The organism is Curtobacterium sp. PhB191, from assembly GCF_004346515.1.
In the GTDB taxonomy this organism is placed as follows: Bacteria; Actinomycetota; Actinomycetes; order Actinomycetales; family Microbacteriaceae; genus Curtobacterium.
In genome coordinates, this window is record NZ_SMBV01000001.1 from 491,540 (window position 1) to 508,223 (window position 16,684).

Here is a 16,684-nt window from a genome sequence, read left to right on the forward strand (position 1 = left end):
TCCGTCATCTGGTCACGACCAGAGCGCCGCCAGCGTCGCGGAATCGGCCCCTCGACCGCCGCGCGGTCAGATCAGCGCGTCGCAGGCGGCGTCCACGCCGGAGCTGCGTCCACTGCGTCGCCGATGCTCCGCGCGATGACCCCGAGCTGCCGCGTCTGGGTTTCGGTGAGCGTGTCGAACACCAGGCGCTCGACCAGGGCATGGTGCGCGGGCGTCGACTCGAGGACCTTGCCGTGCCCGTCATCCGTCAAGACCGCGAGGGTGAAGCGGCCGTCCGTCGGGTCGACCACGCGGCGCACCCACCCCTTCGCCTCGAGCCGAGTCACCGCGCGGGACAGTCGCGAGAGCGTCGAGCTCGCGTACCCGGCGAGCGTGCTCATCCGCAGGGTCCTGTCCGGCGCGGCGTCGAGGGCGGTGAGGACCCCGAGTTCGAAGTGCGTGAGGCCACTGTCTCGTTGGAGTTGGGCGTCCAGGGCGACCGGGAGCCGTTCGAGCATCGTCGCCACGGCTGCCCAGATCTCGAGTCGTTCGCCGCGCAGGCCGTGTGGTTCATCGGGCGGTGCCATCACGGCATCGTACGACCGGTGACTTGCCTGAGCAAGTAAACGGCCGTACGGTGACTTGCTCAGGCAAGTCACCGGGTCGAGTGACGCGGGACGACGAAGGAGGATCCATGGACCTGCAACTCCGAGGCAGAACGGCGTTCATCAGCGGATCGACGCAGGGCATCGGGTACGCGATCGCCTCCGCACTCGCGGCCGAGGGCATGCGCGTGATCGTCAACGGCCGGGAGGATGCCCGGGTCGAAGCAGCCGTCGATCGCCTGCGGCGTGACCAGCCGGGAACCACGGTGTCCGGGATCGCGGCCGACTTCGGAGACCCGGGCGACGTCACCCGACTGCTCGGGTCCCTCGACGACGTCGACGTCCTCGTCAACAACGTCGGACTCTTCGGCCTCGCCGCCTTCGAGTCGATCGCCGACGAGGACTGGTCCCGGTACTTCGAGGTCAACGTGATGAGCGGGGTCCGCCTGTCGCGGCACCTGCTCGGCGGGATGCTCGAACGCGGGTGGGGTCGCATCGTGTTCATCGGCAGCGAGTCCGGCGTGAACGTCCCCGCGGACATGGTGCACTACGGCGTGACCAAGGCCGCGGTGATCGCGCTCGCGAACGGACTCGCGAAGCAGACACGTGGGACCTCGGTCACGATCAACACCGTCCTCGGCGGTCCCACGTACTCCGACGGTGTCGCGACGACGGTCGAGGCGATCGCCGAGGCGCAGGCTCTTCCGGTCGAGGCGATGCAGGCCGCGATCATCGGTCAGAACCGGACCAGCCTGCTCGAGCGCTTCATCGACCCGGCCGAGATCGCGGCGCTCGTCACCTACCTCGCGAGCCCGCTGTCCTCCGCGACGAACGGCGCCGCGATCCGGGCTGACGGCGGCGTCCTGACCGGGCTCCTGTAGGTGGCACGTCAGCCGAGGTGTGCGTAGTCCGGCAGGTCGATCGCGTCCGCCGGCGGCGTGAAGAAGCGGTCGCCGAGCCGACCGATGAACGGGGTGGAGGCGACCCGAACCGCAGCACCGAACGCGGCGATCCCGAGCCGGCTCTTCGGGTTCGCGACCCGCGGCACCCCCGGCGGCAGCTGCTGCGCCTGGGTGACGTACGGCCGCATGATGCGCTCGTAGCCCCGGAATGCATCGCGGTGGTCGACGTGGGCGGCGAGTTCGCCGGCCAACACGTACGCCCCCGTGAGCGACAGGCTCGTGCCCATGCCGCTGACCGGCGAGGCGCAGTACGCGGCGTCGCCGACGAGAGCGACCCGACCCTCGGACCACCGCGGCGCACGGACCTGCCCGATCGACTCGGAGTACAGGTCGTCAGCGGCGTCGATGCCCGCGAGCACACGACGTGCTTCCCAGCCGGCATCGGCGAAGACCTCGTGTAGTCGCCGGCGCTGCTCCTCGATCGACCGTCGCTCGGAGCCGGCGCGCTCCCGTGTCCGGTCGGTCACGAACGACAGCGTCGCCCGGATCGTGCCGTGCGGGTCCGGACGGAGGGTGACCGACCGACCACCCGGTGCGTTGTACCAGCGCCACCAGTCGTCGTCGGCATCGGTGCGGGGGATCGTCGCGTAGGAGGTCTCGAGGCCGAGGGACCGGATCTCGGGCTCGTCGCCGAAGACCAGTCGCCGGGTGCTCGACCCGATGCCGTCCGCCGCCACCACCAGGTCGAACCGCTCGTCGGCGGCGTGCTCGAACTGCACGGTCACGCCGTCGCCGGCGCCGTCGTTGTCCGCGATGCCGGTGATGCGGTCGCCGAACCGGTACTCGGTGGTGTCGGTGGTCCGGCCGACCAGCAGCTGCGCGAGGTCACCGCGCAGGATCTCGAGCTCCGCGGTGGCGCCGCCCGAGTCCGTGGTTCCGGCCGGGAACTCCGCGATGACCGAACCGGAGCGGCCGATGAACCGCGTGCCGACCTCACCGGTCGTGGCGGCACGGATGTCGTCCTCGATCCCCATCCGCCGCGAGACCTCGCGCCCGGCGCCCCGCACGTCGACGTTCTGGCCGCCGGTCCGGAGCTCCGGCGCGCGCTCGACGATCGTCGTGTCGTAGCCGTACCGGTGCAGCCAGTAGGCCAGGGCGGGTCCGGCGATGCTCGCACCGGAGATGAGGACGCGCTTGCGGTCGGTCGACATGTTGCCTCGAATCTTGATTACCAATTAGATTGGCAATCTACACGACTACCATCGACCTCGTGCCGCACGACGAACCGACAGCGCCCACCGACGGACGACGAGACCGCGACGCCCGGAGCGACCGCGAAGATCGACGCGACCGCGAGGACCGACGCGACCGCGAAGCCGCCCGTCGCGACGGGCGACCGCTGCCCGACGACGACATCCGCGCACGGGTGCAGCAGGTCGGGGTGCGGCAGCAGCGCTTCGAGCGACACCTCGCCCGGACACTCGACGTCGACGCGGCCGGGCTCGAGGCGATGGACCACCTCATCACCCACGGACGGTCCACCCCGACCGAGCTCGCGCGGCGACTGGAGATCTCCACCGCCGCCATGACCCTCGTGCTCAACCGACTCGAGTCCGCCGGCCACGTCACGCGCGAGCGGCACCCCAGCGACGGCCGGAAGCTCGTGGTCACCGCAGCCGAGCGGTCGTCCGATCGTGCGTACGACCTGGTGCTGCCGCTGATCGAGGGGATCGAGGACGTCGTCGCCGACATGGACGACAGCGAGCGCGCCACGGTGCAGGCGTTCCTCGACCGCCTGATCGGGATCTACGACGACGCGATGGACTGATCAGTCGACTCCGTCGGGTGACCACGGTCGCTCACCGAGGCTCCACCGCGCCATCGCCTCGACCTGTGCCTTCGCGCTCTCCAGGCTCGTGTGGTCGCCGAAGACCTCGCCCGACCACCCACGGACTTCGTACCGGTTCGTGAAGACGACTGTTCCGATGTGGGACCGGCCGGAGCGGGCTTCCCACCGGCCGACCTCGAGCGCGGTCCAGCTCGTCGGGTCGTGCTGGTGTGGGAGATCGGTCTGCGAGGAGGACATGGCGTTTCCGGTCGGCATCGGACGAGGAGATCGTGCCGGCAGCCGGGGGCCTGGGTCACCTGCGGTCGACGGTAGTCCCTCCTCGTGCGGGTGGCCCAACGTCGACCGATTGACATCGGTTACTGAGTGCACTCAGAATTGAGTCTTCTCATCGACCCTCAGGAGCACCACCATGCGCGCCTTCGCGTTCGACCAGCACAAGCAGCCCCTCCGCGAGACCAACGTCCCCGAACCGGTCGTCGGCGACCACGACGTCCTCGTGGCCGTCGCCGCCGCCGGCCTGAACCAGCTCGACGAGAAGATCCGCCAGGGCGAGTTCAAGCTGATCCTGCCGTACAAGACCCCGCTCGTCCTCGGCCACGACGTCGCCGGCACCGTGATCGCGGTCGGCGCAGGCGTCCGACGGATCAAGCCCGGCGACGAGGTCTTCGCCCGCCCCCGTGACCACCGCATCGGCACGTTCGCCGAGCGCATCGCCGTCGACGAAGCCGACGTCGCCCGCGCGCCGTCGAACGTGAGCGCAGCCGAGGCTGCCTCGATGCCGCTCGTCGCCCTGACCGCGTGGCAGGCGCTCGTCGAGAAGGGCAGGGTCGGACCGGGCACGAAGGTGCTCGTCCACGCGGGCTCCGGTGGCGTGGGGACGATCGCGATCCAGCTCGCCAAGCACCTCGGTGCCCACGTCGCCACCACGGTGTCGGCCGCCAACGCCGACTTCGTCCGCGAGCTCGGTGCCGACGTGGTGATCGACTACCGCACCCAGGACTTCGAGCAGGAACTGTCCGACTACGACTTCGTCCTCGACAGTCTGGGCGGCGAGAACCTCGAGAAGTCCCTGCGCGTGCTGCGCCCCGGCGGCAAGGTCGTGAGCATCAACGGCACCCCTGACCCCGCCTTCGCGAAGGAGGCCGGGCTGGGCCCGGTGATCCGACTGGTCATCGCCGGCATCAGCCGCGGGGTCCGCGCGCAGGCGAAGCGACTCGGGGTCACGTACGAGTTCCTGTTCATGCGAGCGGACGGCGCGCAGCTCCAGCAGATCGCCGACCTCGTGCAGGCCGGCGCGATCCGCCCGGTGGTCGGCGCCACGTTCGCCTTCGACCAGACCCCCGAAGCGCTCGCGTCGATCGGGACGAGCCGCGTGCGCGGCAAGACCGTCGTCACCGTCGCCTGACGGGAGTCCGGCTCAGCGCGGCAGGACCGCCCCGAGCTGCGCCCGGATCGACTCGACGACGCTCGCCACGCTGGTCTCGGGGTCGACGTGCGACACCATGGTGACGAACACCACCGCCGAGACCACGTGCGCGAGCGTCGCGGCCCGTGCGTCGTCGAGACCACCGCGGTCGATCAGGATCGCCGCGATCGCCTGCTCGGTCATCCCCGAGATCGCGAGCGCTCGCGCATGATGCGGCTCGCCAGGGTCCCCGAAGGCCATCTCCCGCAGGTAGGTCCGCCCGTTGGACACCTGCACCCGGTTGCAGGCGACGATCGGCGTCACGAGCGCGAGCACCGCATCGAGCACGTCGTCGGTCGCCTCAGCAGCTCGACGGCCCTGTTCGAGCGCTTCGTCGTACTTCGCGTTCTGCACCAGCAGCAGCAACTCGCCCTTGGTCTTCGCGTACAGGAAGAGCGTGCCGGCTCCGATGTCCGCGCGCTCCGCGATCTGCTGCGTCGTCACGTCGTCGACGCCGTGCTCGGCGAACAACTCGCCGGCAGCAGCCGTGATCCGGTCGAGCTTGTCCTGCCGGTTCCGCTCACGCCGACCTGGAACCTGTGTCACGTGCACACTCCGGATCTGATCGGCGATGGGGTCGACCAATCCTGCCATCCGCAGGAGAACCCCGGGACCGCCGTCGGTCGTCGACGTGGCGCGCAGTGCGGACGGGAGGCCCGTGGCGGGCCCGCACCGTTCCTCCCGTCCGCCGCCCCCTGCGTTCAGTGCCCCCGGCGGTCAGCGCGCCGCCCGCGTGAACGTGCGGTGCACGACGCCCGACGGCGACGCGACCGTCTCGACGGCGAAGCGCTCCTCGATCCCCTCGAGTCCGTCCCAGAGCCGCTCGCCGCGGCCGAGCACGATCGGCACCTCGACCAGGTGCAGGTGGTCGACCAGGTCGGCCTGCAGGAACTCGCGGACGGTCTCGACCCCGCCGCCGATCCGGACGTCCCGGCCCGGTGCGGCCTGGCGGGCGAGCTCGAGCGCTTCCGCCGGGGTGGCGTCGACGAAGTGGAAGGTCGTCCCGCCCGCCATCTCGAGGGGCTCGCGCGGGTGGTGGGTGAGCACGAACACGGGCGTGTGGAACGGCGGTTCGTCGCCCCACCACCCGGTCCAGCCGTCGTCGGGCCACGGTCCGCGCTGGGGTCCGAACTTGTTCCGCCCCATGATCTCGACACCGATCTCCGGTCCCCAGGCGCGGGCGAACTCGTCGTCGACATCGGTGGTCCCGCCGGACGCTCCTTGCATCGCGCGGAAGGTGGCAGTGGCGGCGAACCACCCCATGAGTCGGCCGTCGGCGTGCCCGAACGGCCGGTCGATCGACTGGTCGGCTCCGGCGCCGTACCCGTCGAGCGAGATCGCGAAGTTGTGGACCCTGACCGTCGACATGGTGCTCCTGTCCTGCTTCAGAGGGTGATGCCCGTCGCCGTCGCCAGGGCGTCGACGAGTTGGCGGAGGAACTGCGGGTCAGCCACCGCCTGGTGCGGCTCCTGCCGCTGTCCGTGGAACCAGTAACCACCGCTGACGGTTGCGTCGGGGTCGGTCACGAGGACTTCCTGGGTACGGTGCCCGAGCTCGAGGTCGTCCGACGCCCCCGCGCCGCCCATCTTGGTCGGGACCCAACCCGGGTCGACGGCGTTGCTCAGGACCCCGGGCCGGCGCGCCGCGACCTCGGCGGCGAGCGCGGTCACGAAGAGCTTGGTGTCCGAGTACGTGTTGGTCTCCGCGGTGCCGTCCCAGTCGACGCCGTCCAGTCGGGGCCGGCCGCCGCGGTGCATCCCGCTGCTCAGGTACACGTGCCGGGTCGGCGCGTGGAGCAGCGCGGTGAACAGGTACGGCGCGACGACGTTGACCGGGATCAGCGCACGGCCGGAGATCACGCCGGCGTTGTGCACGACCGCGTCGATCGGGTCGCCGGCGTCGAGGTCGCGCGCAGCGGCGATCACGGCGTCGCGGTCGGACAGGTCGGCGACGACGAGCGTGGCACCACGGTCGAGCAGGTCGGCGACTGCCTCCGCCCGTGCCGTGCTCCGGGCGTGCACGACGACGTCGTGCCCGTCGCGGAGCAGGGTGTCGGCGGTCGCCCGCCCGAGGCCGTCGGTCGAGCCGGTGACGAGGATGCGGGACATGCGTTCATCATGCGCCGGGTGGCGCGGGCGCGTGCGGCGCGACACCGCGGCCTCAGCCGATGACGCCCGTGTGCTCGAGCACGATGTTCACGCCGATCAGGATGAGCACGACACCGCCGGCGATCTCGGCCGGCTTGCCGAACCGGGCTCCGACGCGGCGCCCGACGACCACGCCGGCGAAGGACAGCACTGCCGTCGTCACACCGATGAGCAGCACCGCGCCGCCGATCGACACCGGCAGGAACGCCAACGTGACACCGACGGCCAGGGCGTCGATGCTCGTCGCGATCGCCAGGACCAGGAGTTCGCGGATCGGCAGACGGTCGGTGTCCTGCTCGGTGTCCTCGTGCTTCGAGAACGCCTCCCACAGCATCTTGCCGCCGATCAGCGCGAGCAGCCCGAACGCGATCCAGTGGTCGAAGGCGGCGATGTACTGCGCGAACGCCGAACCGAGCAGCCATCCGAGCAGGGGCATGAGCGCCTGGAACGCACCGAACGTCAGCGCGATGACGAGCGCGTGCCGCACGTCGAAGCGCTTCATGTGCAGGCCCTTGCCGAGGGCGACGGCGAAGGCGTCTGCGGAGACGCCGAGCGCGATGAGGAAGAGGGCCCAGAACGACATGGGGGCGGCGCCTTTCGAGACGGTCGGACGGAGACGCCGACGTCTCAGGACCTGACGATCCTGGCATGGTTCCGAGGACGAAAAGGCCTGATCAGCGGTATTCGTCGTGCCGAATCCGGGGGTTGGTGCGCCCGCCCCGGTTCCTGACGGAAGGCTCGCGGCGGTGTCGGGCTGCGCGAGGTTCCACGACACCCCGCCCGCGTGCCGCCGAGGTTCCGATCGGGGCGCTGCGCGCCGGTGAGGTTCCGAGATCTCGGAACCTCGCCGGCGGGGTGGGCGGGGTTGGCGGGGTGGGCGGGGTGGGCGGGGTGGGCGCGACCGCGGGCGGACGGGAGGCCCGTGGCAGGCCCGCAACGGGCCTCCCGTCCGGTCTGCGGCGCGTCAGCGACCGGCTGCTGCGTGGGCGGCGACCTGGGTGGCGGAGAGTTCCGTCCCGTAGACGGCCGCGTACCGCATCGAACCGGTGAAGTAGGGGTTGGCCGGGGAGCCCGGCCATCCGCTGACGGTGTCGTAGCCGATCCGGAAGTAGCCGGTGTAGCTCTCCGGGTTCTTGTACGCCGCGTTCGACGCGACCAGCGTGCCGTCGACGTACAGGCGCATGCCGTTCGTCGGCGACATCGTCGTCACGGCGTGGTGCCACGTGCCGTCGGTGTACACCTTGGGCGAGGTGACGACCTGGGTCGTGCCGCTGTACGTGCCGAACACGAGCTGTCCGCTCGTGTTCAGGTAGAGCTTCCGGTCGTGCTGCCCGGACCCGCCGGTCTGGCTGCTGCCGAAGCCGATGAGCTGTCCACCGGCGACCGTCGTCTTGAACCAGACCTCCTCGCTGAAGGTGGTCGGGTTGGCGTACGAGCGCGAGGTGGAGACGTAGCTTGTGGAGCCGTTCAGCACGTAGGCACTGCCGGTGTCGCGCGGGCAGGCGTTCGGGTCGGGCGTGACCGCCGTCATCGATCCCTGGTAGGTGCCGTTCACGCCGCGGCCCGACCAGTCCGTGGCGGTTTTCGCGTTCGTCGACTCGGTGAGCCGGTACGCGAACAGGGCGTTCGCGGTGTCGGCTCCGACGGCGCCCGTGCAGGTGAAGTACGGGGCGGTCGCGGCGGTGTTCGTGTCGTTCCGGACGGTGGCGCTGTAGGCGGAGCGCGTCGGCGCGAACTGGTTCAGCAGGACGACGACAGCCAGGGCGACCACGAGCAGGAGGGCGACGACGCGGCCGTCACGCATGCGACGGAGGATCACGAGGGACGCACCGCCTCGACGCGGCCGACGGCCAGGCAGGCCACGAGCGGCACCAGGCACATGGCGATCAGCGCCACCCACCCGAGCGGGTCGAGGTCGATGTTCGAGGTCAGCTGGTAGTGCCCGTTCTTCGTGAGTTCGTGGATGACCATGCGGCCGACCTCACCGTCGACCAGGTGCACGGTGTTGCCGCCGTGGGCATCGACGCGCACCGGGAAGATGCCGGACGAGATGACGGTGGCCTCGACGCCCGTGGGGCTCGAGGTGTTCGTGATGGTCGTCACGTTGACGAACGGCTTGAGCACGAACGCGGCGTACGAGACCGTCAGGGCGGAGCCCGCGATCCGGAGGCAGGTGCGGGTCACCCGGTCCGTGAAGGCACTGGTCAGGGTCAAGATCAGGAGCGTGCCGATGAGCAGGATCGGGGCGGCGCGGAACAGCCAGCCGAGGTGCGGGACCAGGAGCGCCGGGGTGCCGATCACGTCGGCCTGCGACAGCGTCCACGGGTCGACCGCGCCGTTCACGTCGCCGCGGGTGTGCAGGCCGCCGTCGGCGTCGATCGCGATGATGCGGTGCGTGTAGACGACGTCGGGGTTGGCGGAGGTCTCGAACGAGACGACGTCGCCGACGCGCAGGGTCGTGACGTCGACCGGCAGGTCGAGCACGAGGGTCCCCACCGGGGCTGCTTCACCCATCGAGGGCGTCTCGACGACGAACCAGCGGCCACCGGCGGACAGGAACAGCACCGCGGCGGTGAGCAGCAGGGCGGCGACCAGGGCGAGCAACCAGGCGAGGACGGTCTCGGACCGGGTGACCGCGCGACCGCGGAGGACCGGACGGTCGAGCGTGCCGCTGAGCGGGATCGCTGCGGTCTGGCTCATGTCGTGCTCCTGCGGCTCGGTGGGGTGCGGCTACTGCGCTGGTGGAACGGGGGTGGCGACGCTCGGCCGGAGGGGGGTCGGTCGAGCGTCGCCGGTCTGGGGTCACGGGACGTCCCGGGACGGCTGGGGGGAGCCGGCCCGGAGCGGGATCAGGCCGTGAACGTCCAGGTCATGGGGACCGAGGCTGCGAGGCCCTGGTAGGTGTTGCCCGCCGAGGAGTCGAGGGTCACCGCGAAGTTGAACGGCGTCGAGGCGCCGGCGGCCGGAGCTGCGGGCATCGTGAAGGCCGACGCTGCGGCGCCCTTGAAGCTGGCGAGTGTGCCGCTGAAGACCGTGGTCGAGCCCGAGGTGATGACGAGGTTCATCTTGGCGCAGAGGTCGGTCGCGGTTCCGTTCGAGGAGCCGTTGTTCGACTGGGTGCACGTGCTGCCCGGCGTCAGGGTGAAGGTGCTCGCGGCAGCGGTGCCGGTGTTCTTGATCGAGATCGCCGTGTTGACCGTGTTGCCCGGCGTCATCGTCGTGCTGCCGCCGAACTTGTTGATCGTCGAGCAGGTCGCGGAGTTCGTCGAGACCGAGCCGCCGTCGGTGCTGAGGCAGGTGACGGTCGCGCCGGCGTTCTGCTCCTGCATGATCAGCGTGCCGCTGGCGGCGGTGTTGCTGCTGTTCGTGATGCTCGCCGCGAACCCGGACAGGGTGCCGGTGAGCGAGAGGGAGAGGAGCACGGCGGCGAAGATGCCGGCGAGGAGCGCCACGGGGGCGAAACGGATCCGCTTCAGCGCGGAGGTGCGGAGCTTGGTGGACACGGTGTACCTCATCGGTTCGGTGGTTCGCAGTGGTTGGGGGAAGCAAGTCACTCGGGCGGATTTGCTTCAATCATTAAGATAGTCACCGCTTGACCAAGTTAGCCACTCGCACACCTACCCCAGTGCGGGGGACGCTCCCGTCCCCCGGGTTCCCGACATGGAAGGATTCCCCCCGTGACCCCCGCCGCACCCGATGACGACGCCGCCGACCTGATGGCCGCGTTCACCGCTGTCGTGCGCGCGAACGCGAGCCTGGTGAACCAGCTCAGTGCCCGAGCCGGGGTGCACGAGAACGCCCTGCGAGCACTCGTGCTCATCAGCGACACCGGGTACTCCACGCCAACGGAGGTCGCTGGCTACCTCGGCCTGACCTCGGGCGCGGTGACGAACATGATCGACCGGATGAGCACCGCCGGACTCCTCGAGCGCGCGCCGAACCCGAACGACCGTCGTGGGTCGTTGCTGCGGCTGCTGCCGAGTGGCGACGACGTCGTCGCGGACTACCGGCAGCGCTACGCCGCCATGCTCCGGGCGGTCGACGGCGCGCACGGCGGCGAGCTGCACGAGGTGCTCAACGACCTGGCGACGAGTCTGTACCAGCAGGCCGCGGCAACGGGGGAGTAGGGGCTCGTCAGACCGGCTGGAGCGCCTGCTGCTCGCCGGCGGGGAGCTCGACACGGATGCGGTCACCCGTCCGGACGACACCGCCGGTCACGACGACGCTCATCACGCCGCCCTTCCGCACCACCGCACCGTCCTCGTCCCGCCCGAGCACCTCACGCAACAGACCCGGTTCGAACCCGTTGATCTGCTGGCACGGGTTCCGCAGGCCCGTCACCCGGACGCACGCCTCGTCGCCGAGGTGCAGCACGGTGCCGGTCGGCAGGCCGAGCAGGTCGACGCCGCGGGTCGTGACGTTCTCGCCCATCTGGCCCGGCTCGAGGTGGTACCCGGCGTCGGCGACCTCGTCGAACACCTCGGCGTGGAGCAGGTGGACCTGCCGCAGGTTCGGCTGGGAGGGGTCACGTGCCACGCGGGAACGATGTTGGACGGTCGTCCCGGCGTGGGCGTCGCCCTCGATGCCCCAGCCCTCGACCAGGGTCACCTCGTCGACGACGGGCTTGCTGAACCGATGGACGTCGTCCCGGCTCACGGCGATCACACGCGGATGGTCGTCACGGTTGTCGGTCATGGTGCGATTCTGGCGCAGGTCGGGGTCCGGCGCAGCACAGATCTGGTCACGCGCTCACGCGCTCACGCGCTCACGCGCTCACGCGCTCAGCTTCGCGAACGCGGATCGGTGCCAGACCAGCGGGCTGTGCGAGAAGTCCGACATCAGACCGTTCACCCGGAGGACCACGATGTAGTGGTCACCCGCCGGGTAGGTGTGCTCGACCGAGCACTCCAGCCAGATCGGGGCTCCTTCGAGGAACACCGCGCCGGTGTCGGAGACCATCGTCTCGATGCCGACGAACCGGACGGACTTGTCGCGCGACGCGAGCTGCCGCGTGACGGGTTCGTGGCGCTCCCCGAGGACCGAGACGCCGATCGTCCGTGCGCCCGCGAGCGCGGGCCAGGTGGTCGAGGTGTGCTGCACGGCGAACATCACCAGCGGCGGGTCCTGGGAGACACCCACCGTGAACGAGGACGCGACGAGGACGGTCGGCTCGTCGTCGACGACGGCGGACAGCGCGGCGACGCCGCACGGGAAGCCGGAGAACGCCTGGCGGAGCAGGGCCGGATCGGCGGTGGACGGTGCGGTGAACATCGGGACTCCTTCGAGGGTGGGCGGGCAGAGGGTCAGGCAGCGTCCGCGTGTGCGGTGAGTCCGGACCGGTCGAGGGCGGTGGTCACGGCGCGGACGAACTCGTCCGTCGCGAGGGCCGGGAACTGACCGGTCGAGGGCATCGCCACGACGTCGGTGCCCGGGACCACACCGAACGTGATCGGGTCGTCCGAGGTGAACTGCGCGGTCGGCGGCTCGAGGACGGTGAGGTGCACGCCGGCCGCCACGAGCGCGTGCATGTCCTCCCACGTCTGCCGGTGCCCGCGGAACACCGCGGGGTAGACCGAGGCGTACCGATCGGCGTTCGCGATCGTGTCCGCGACGGCTTCGTAGAGCACCCGTGGGTTGTCGCTGCCGTACAGGCCGACGTTCTTCGCGTAGAGCTTCGTCAGCGTCGACCCGTCCGCCGGGAACGCGATCGATGGCGCCCAGTCGTTGGCCCAGTGCTCGAACGCTGCGTCGTCCGGCTCCTCCTGCGCGTAGAGCACGGCGCCGGGGACCCGGTCCGCCCCGGCCGCGACCGCCATCGCGGTGACGAGTGCCGACCCGGTCTTCATCCCGACCGGCAGGAACCGTCCGACCCCGAGCCCGTCGAGGGCCTGCAGCAGCACGGTCGCGTAGTCACCCAGGGGTCGGTCTGCCGGTGCGTCGTCGGACTGTCCGAACCCCGGGGTGTCGAAGGCGAGCACGGCGACGCCGTCCGGGAACGCCTCGAGGACGGGGTCGTAGACCGCCGAGGTGCGAGGTGACTCGTGGTACATCGCGATGACGCGCTCGGCGTCCCCCGGGGTCGGTCCGCCGGCGCGGAAGTGCACCTGGCCCCAGTCGGTGTCGACGTAACCGCGCATGATGGTTCCTCTCGTCGGGCCGATGCCCGGTCAGAACGCCCGCAGGTTGTCCCGCAGGTGCTCGTGGTCGTACTCGGTGCGGGTCAGCCCGCGAGCCTGGAGCTCCGGGACGAGCCCGTCGCACACCTCGGCGATGAACCGCCGGGTGACACCGTTCGTCCCGATCAGGAAGCCGTCCCCACCGGACACGTCCGCGAACGCCTCGAGCTGGTCCGCGACCTGCTCGACGGACCCGACGAGCGCCGGACCGGCGCCACCGGCCTCCTTCGCGACCGCCTGCCGCAGCGTCAGCGTGGCGTTGCGGTCCCGGTAGAGCGCGAAGTTCTGGGTACCGTTCGTCGCCAGGTCGAGTTCGCCGAGCGGGGTGTCGAGCGGCACGGTCGAGAAGTCGATGTCGGTGGACTTCGACATCGTTGCGAGCGGGATGTCGATGTTGTCCATCGCGAGCTGGACGCGGTCGTCGGCACGTTGCCGCGCCTCCGCCTCGCTGGACCCGACGATCGGCCAGACCCCGAACAGCACCTTGACGTCGTCCGGGTCGCGCCCGACCGCCGCGGCGGCGTCACGGACGCGGTTCCGGTAGTCGCGCGCCTTCTCGGGGGACGAGTGGATGGCGACGATGGTGTCCGCGTACTGCGCTGCGAACGCGATGCCGCGCGGCGAACCACCGGCCTGCGAGATCACCGGGCGGCCCTGTGGCGAGGGCCCGGAGTTCAGCGGCCCCCGGGTCGAGAAGTGGCTTCCCCGGTGGTCGGCGTACCGGACCTTCGTGTGGTCGGCGAAGGTCGCCGTGCGACGATCCGCCACCACCGCCCCGGGCTCCCACGTGTCGAACAGCGCGGTCATCGAGCGGACGAAGTCCTCGGCCACGTCGTACCGGGAGTCGTGCTCGTCCATCCCGTCGTGGCCGTAGTTCTGCAGCGCACGGTCGCTCGTGCCGGTCACCACGTTGACGCCGAACCGGCCCTTCGACAACTGGTCGAGCGTGCCCGCCATCCGCGCGAGCAGGTAGGGGTGGTACGCGAAGGTCCCGGCCGTCGCGATGATCCCGAGCCGTTCGGTCGCCTGCGCGAGCAGTGTCGCGACGATCATCGGGTCTTGCCGCGGCGCCTGCATGGCGTACTTCAGGTAGACCTCCATCGAGTCGCCGTAGCGGTCGCCGACGAAGGTGTTGTCCTCGATGAGCACGTAGTCGAACTTCGCGCGCTCCATGGCCCGGGCCAGGTCGACGAAGATCTGCGCGTCCTGCCAGTCGTCGCCGATCGAACCGGAGAACGGCTGTGCCCAAGCGGGTACCGAGGTCCCGTTGCAGAACCACCCGAGGTGGAATGGTGAGGCGGTCATGAGTGCTCCAGTCCCGACGCTCAGAACGCGGCGAGGTTCGCTTTGAACGTGGACTCGGGGTAGTCGCTGCGGATGAGCCCGCGCTTGCGGAGCTCCGGCGCCAGACCCGATGCGATCTCGTCGATGTACCGGCGCGAGTGCGTCCGCACCGGTTCGCCGCGGATCAGGAACCCGTCACCGCCGACGGCCTCCATGACCTCGTCCATCTGCTCCGCGACCGACGCCGGTGTGCCGACGAGCTCGACGGCCTCGGTCTGCTGCCCCATCAGCGCCTCGCGGATGGTCTTGCCCTGCGTGCGCTTCCGGAACTGCTCGAGCCCGGACTGGTGCCCGTTCGTCGAGACGTCGTCGGGCAGCGGGGCGTCCAGGTCGAACTGCTTGAAGTCGACCTCGGTGGTGATCGACATGATGCCGAGGATGGTCTCGATCTGGTCCTGGGTCAGCTCGTTCCGGCGGCGCGCGATCTCCTCGGCGTCGGCCAGCGTCTCGCCGAGGACGGGCTGGATGATGTACATGACCTTGACGTCGTCGGCGTCCCGCCCGTGACCGACGGCACGCGAACGGATGTCGTCGCGGTACTCGCGCATCTGGTCGACGCCCTTGGGCGCCGAGAGCAGCACGTTGGCGTGCCGCGAGGCGAAGTCACGCCCCTTCGGCGAACCACCGGCCTGGCAGATGACGGGGTGGCCCTGCGGCCCGGCCGGCAGGTTGAGCGGTCCGCGGACCTTGAAGTACTTGCCGTCGTGGTGGATGGGGTGCACCTTCGTGTGGTCGGCGAGGTACCCGGACTCGCGGTCGGCGACGATCGCGCCCGGTTCCCAGGAGTCCCAGAGGTCCTTCACCACGGTGATGAACTCGTCCGCCATCACGTAGCGCTCGTCGTGTGGCAGCAGGTGGTCGAGGCCGTAGTTCTTGCCGGCGAGGTCCTCGGAACTCGTCACGACGTTCCAGCCGACGCGCCCCTTGGTCAGGTGGTCCATCGTCGCCATCACCCGTGCGACGAGGAACGGCGGGTAGAACGAGGTCGACATCGTGGCGATGAAGCCCATGTGCTGGGTGACCTGCGCCAGCATCGGCAGCAGCGGCACCGGGTCACCCTTGGGGGAGTGCAGCCCGTGCTTCAGGTCGTTCTCGGTGCTGCCGCCGTAGGTGTCACTGACGAGCGTGGAGTCCTCGAACATCATGAAGTCGAAGCCGGCGCGCTCGAGCGAGCGGGCCATGTCCATGTAGTACTCGCCGTTGAGCCAGGTGAGCGGGGTGTCGGCCGCCCAAGGGGACTTCCACGCGGGCGTCTTGAACGGGGTGAACCACGCGAGGTGGAAGGGTTCGGCTGCCATTCGTGCTCCAGAGGGGGACTGAGGTGGTGGTGCGACCAGTCGATCAGTGCGCGATTTCGCCGCGGCTGCGCCACCGTGAGGATTCGATTACGCGTGCACCCGATCGCTCGGACCACCCGCTGATCGGGGGTTTCAGGCGGACGTGGAGATTTCCGCCTGCGGTTCGGGCGTGCCGGTGGTCCGGTCCGCCACCGCGCCCGCCAATACGCCGGAGCGGTGGCCGGCGAGCACGGCGTCGGCGGACGGCACCGGGATCCGGTAGGCCGACGTGATGGTCGTGTAGAGCGCGCCGCCGAGGCGGCCGACGGGGCGGTAGCGCTCGATGTCGATGCGCCCACGGTCGTCGAGGACCCCGTCGTCGGTGTGCACACCGACCACCTCGGCGAAGACGAGCGTCGCGCCGGGCATCTCCTTCTCCTCGGTCGCACGACACTCCAGGGCGACCTTGGCACCCGCCAGGCGTGGCGGCGTGACGACGGTGCTCGGGGTGGTGTCGAGTCCGAGCAGGGCCGCTTCGTCGACGTCGGCGTCGAACAGCGCGGCCGTGTCCGTCTGGTCGGCCTCGAAGCCCTCCGTGACCAGGTTGACAACGAAGTCGCCGGTGTGCCGGATGTTGTCGAGCGTGTCCTTGCTGCCGGTGAAGGACACCATGAGCATCGGTGGGTCCATCGTGACGAGCTGGAAGTAGCTGTACGGGGCCAGGTTGTACCCGCCGGCGAGCGAGACCGAACCGATCCAGGCGATCGGCCGCGGCACGACCGCGTTCTTGATCATCCAGATGAAGTCGACGTGTTCGGACGAGGTGTCGAGGTACATGCGGTGGCCTCCTGGCGCGCGTTCGTGGGTCGAGATCTGACGGGAGGCTCGGTGCAGGTCCGGTGGGTCGGCGCGCCTCCCGGGGCAGCCGGTCGCAGGGCCC

20 protein-coding genes are annotated in these 16,684 nt (G+C 70.2%); 4 read left to right on the top strand and 16 right to left on the bottom strand.

Translation table 11 applies throughout. The annotated features are described in order from the left end of the window. Window positions 1–71: 71 nt before the first annotated feature. Entirely contained in the window at window positions 72–566 is a 495-nt protein-coding gene (locus tag EDF48_RS02415; protein WP_131845124.1) for a MarR family transcriptional regulator, read from the bottom strand. A gap of 107 nt (window positions 567–673) precedes the next feature. On the opposite strand from EDF48_RS02415, the gene EDF48_RS02420 reads away from it, so the two are divergent. Beyond that, entirely contained in the window at window positions 674–1,465 is a 792-nt protein-coding gene (locus EDF48_RS02420) for an SDR family NAD(P)-dependent oxidoreductase (protein ID WP_131845123.1), read from the top strand. A gap of 8 nt (window positions 1,466–1,473) precedes the next feature. Here EDF48_RS02420 and EDF48_RS02425 read toward each other — a convergent pair whose 3' ends face one another. Further along, entirely contained in the window at window positions 1,474–2,697 is a 1,224-nt protein-coding gene (locus tag EDF48_RS02425; protein WP_131877867.1) for an FAD-dependent monooxygenase, read from the bottom strand. A gap of 59 nt (window positions 2,698–2,756) precedes the next feature. Here EDF48_RS02425 and EDF48_RS02430 point away from each other — a divergent pair, with 59 nt between their 5' ends. Continuing rightward, on the top strand, window positions 2,757–3,314 hold the full coding sequence (locus EDF48_RS02430) for a MarR family transcriptional regulator (RefSeq protein WP_243698012.1): 558 nt from the start codon (window positions 2,757–2,759) through the stop codon (window positions 3,312–3,314). On the opposite strand, the gene EDF48_RS02435 is transcribed toward EDF48_RS02430, so the two are convergent. Continuing rightward, window positions 3,315–3,590, bottom strand: a complete 276-nt coding sequence (locus EDF48_RS02435; RefSeq protein WP_123292961.1) for a hypothetical protein — start codon at window positions 3,588–3,590, stop codon at window positions 3,315–3,317. It abuts the gene before it with no gap. A 154-nt stretch (window positions 3,591–3,744) separates the two neighbouring features. Between EDF48_RS02435 and EDF48_RS02440 the strand changes: the two genes are divergently transcribed. Next, entirely contained in the window at window positions 3,745–4,740 is a 996-nt protein-coding gene (locus EDF48_RS02440) for an NADP-dependent oxidoreductase (protein ID WP_131877869.1), read from the top strand. Window positions 4,741–4,752: 12 nt separating this feature from the next. On the opposite strand, the gene EDF48_RS02445 is transcribed toward EDF48_RS02440, so the two are convergent. The 7 genes from EDF48_RS02445 to EDF48_RS02480 all read right to left on the bottom strand — a co-directional run bounded on the left by EDF48_RS02445 (window position 4,753) and on the right by EDF48_RS02480 (window position 10,450). Continuing rightward, on the bottom strand, window positions 4,753–5,352 hold the full coding sequence (locus EDF48_RS02445) for a TetR/AcrR family transcriptional regulator (RefSeq protein WP_243698013.1): 600 nt from the start codon (window positions 5,350–5,352) through the stop codon (window positions 4,753–4,755). Window positions 5,353–5,517: 165 nt separating this feature from the next. Further along, window positions 5,518–6,168 carry a dihydrofolate reductase family protein gene (locus EDF48_RS02450; protein WP_131877873.1) on the bottom strand — a complete coding sequence of 217 codons (651 nt, stop codon included), beginning with the start codon at window positions 6,166–6,168 and terminating at the stop codon, window positions 5,518–5,520. A 17-nt stretch (window positions 6,169–6,185) separates the two neighbouring features. After that, window positions 6,186–6,908 carry an SDR family NAD(P)-dependent oxidoreductase gene (locus EDF48_RS02455; protein ID WP_131877875.1) on the bottom strand — a complete coding sequence of 241 codons (723 nt, stop codon included), beginning with the start codon at window positions 6,906–6,908 and terminating at the stop codon, window positions 6,186–6,188. 52 nt (window positions 6,909–6,960) lie between these two features. Then, entirely contained in the window at window positions 6,961–7,530 is a 570-nt protein-coding gene (locus EDF48_RS02460) for a manganese efflux pump MntP family protein (RefSeq protein WP_131877877.1), read from the bottom strand. Between the two features lie 381 nt (window positions 7,531–7,911). Beyond that, entirely contained in the window at window positions 7,912–8,751 is an 840-nt protein-coding gene (locus EDF48_RS02470; RefSeq protein WP_243698014.1) for a LamG domain-containing protein, read from the bottom strand. Between the two features lie 11 nt (window positions 8,752–8,762). Continuing rightward, complete coding sequence (locus EDF48_RS02475; protein WP_131877883.1) at window positions 8,763–9,647, bottom strand: S26 family signal peptidase; 885 nt, start codon at window positions 9,645–9,647, stop codon at window positions 8,763–8,765. Between the two features lie 149 nt (window positions 9,648–9,796). After that, window positions 9,797–10,450 (bottom strand): hypothetical protein, encoded by a 654-nt coding sequence (locus tag EDF48_RS02480; protein ID WP_123293393.1) that lies wholly within the window; start codon window positions 10,448–10,450, stop codon window positions 9,797–9,799. A gap of 174 nt (window positions 10,451–10,624) precedes the next feature. On the opposite strand from EDF48_RS02480, the gene EDF48_RS02485 reads away from it, so the two are divergent. Further along, a complete protein-coding gene (locus tag EDF48_RS02485) occupies window positions 10,625–11,074 on the top strand; it encodes a MarR family winged helix-turn-helix transcriptional regulator (protein WP_207913211.1) in 450 nt (149 codons plus the stop codon). Between the two features lie 7 nt (window positions 11,075–11,081). Here EDF48_RS02485 and EDF48_RS02490 read toward each other — a convergent pair whose 3' ends face one another. The 6 genes from EDF48_RS02490 to EDF48_RS02515 form a co-directional block, all read right to left on the bottom strand. Beyond that, window positions 11,082–11,642 carry an MOSC domain-containing protein gene (locus EDF48_RS02490; RefSeq protein WP_131877885.1) on the bottom strand — a complete coding sequence of 187 codons (561 nt, stop codon included), beginning with the start codon at window positions 11,640–11,642 and terminating at the stop codon, window positions 11,082–11,084. A 78-nt stretch (window positions 11,643–11,720) separates the two neighbouring features. Continuing rightward, window positions 11,721–12,218, bottom strand: coding sequence for a flavin reductase family protein (locus EDF48_RS02495; RefSeq protein ID WP_131877887.1), 498 nt, complete (start codon window positions 12,216–12,218; stop codon window positions 11,721–11,723). 32 nt (window positions 12,219–12,250) lie between these two features. Then, a complete protein-coding gene (locus tag EDF48_RS02500) occupies window positions 12,251–13,084 on the bottom strand; it encodes an alpha/beta fold hydrolase (RefSeq protein ID WP_131877889.1) in 834 nt (277 codons plus the stop codon). Between the two features lie 30 nt (window positions 13,085–13,114). Continuing rightward, window positions 13,115–14,428, bottom strand: a complete 1,314-nt coding sequence (locus tag EDF48_RS02505) for an NtaA/DmoA family FMN-dependent monooxygenase (protein WP_131877891.1) — start codon at window positions 14,426–14,428, stop codon at window positions 13,115–13,117. A 20-nt stretch (window positions 14,429–14,448) separates the two neighbouring features. After that, window positions 14,449–15,765: an NtaA/DmoA family FMN-dependent monooxygenase gene (locus EDF48_RS02510; protein WP_131877893.1), complete on the bottom strand. Its 1,317-nt coding sequence runs from the start codon at window positions 15,763–15,765 to the stop codon at window positions 14,449–14,451. A 132-nt stretch (window positions 15,766–15,897) separates the two neighbouring features. Then, window positions 15,898–16,581 carry a flavin reductase family protein gene (locus EDF48_RS02515; RefSeq protein WP_131877895.1) on the bottom strand — a complete coding sequence of 228 codons (684 nt, stop codon included), beginning with the start codon at window positions 16,579–16,581 and terminating at the stop codon, window positions 15,898–15,900. Between the last annotated feature and the right edge of the window lie 103 nt (window positions 16,582–16,684).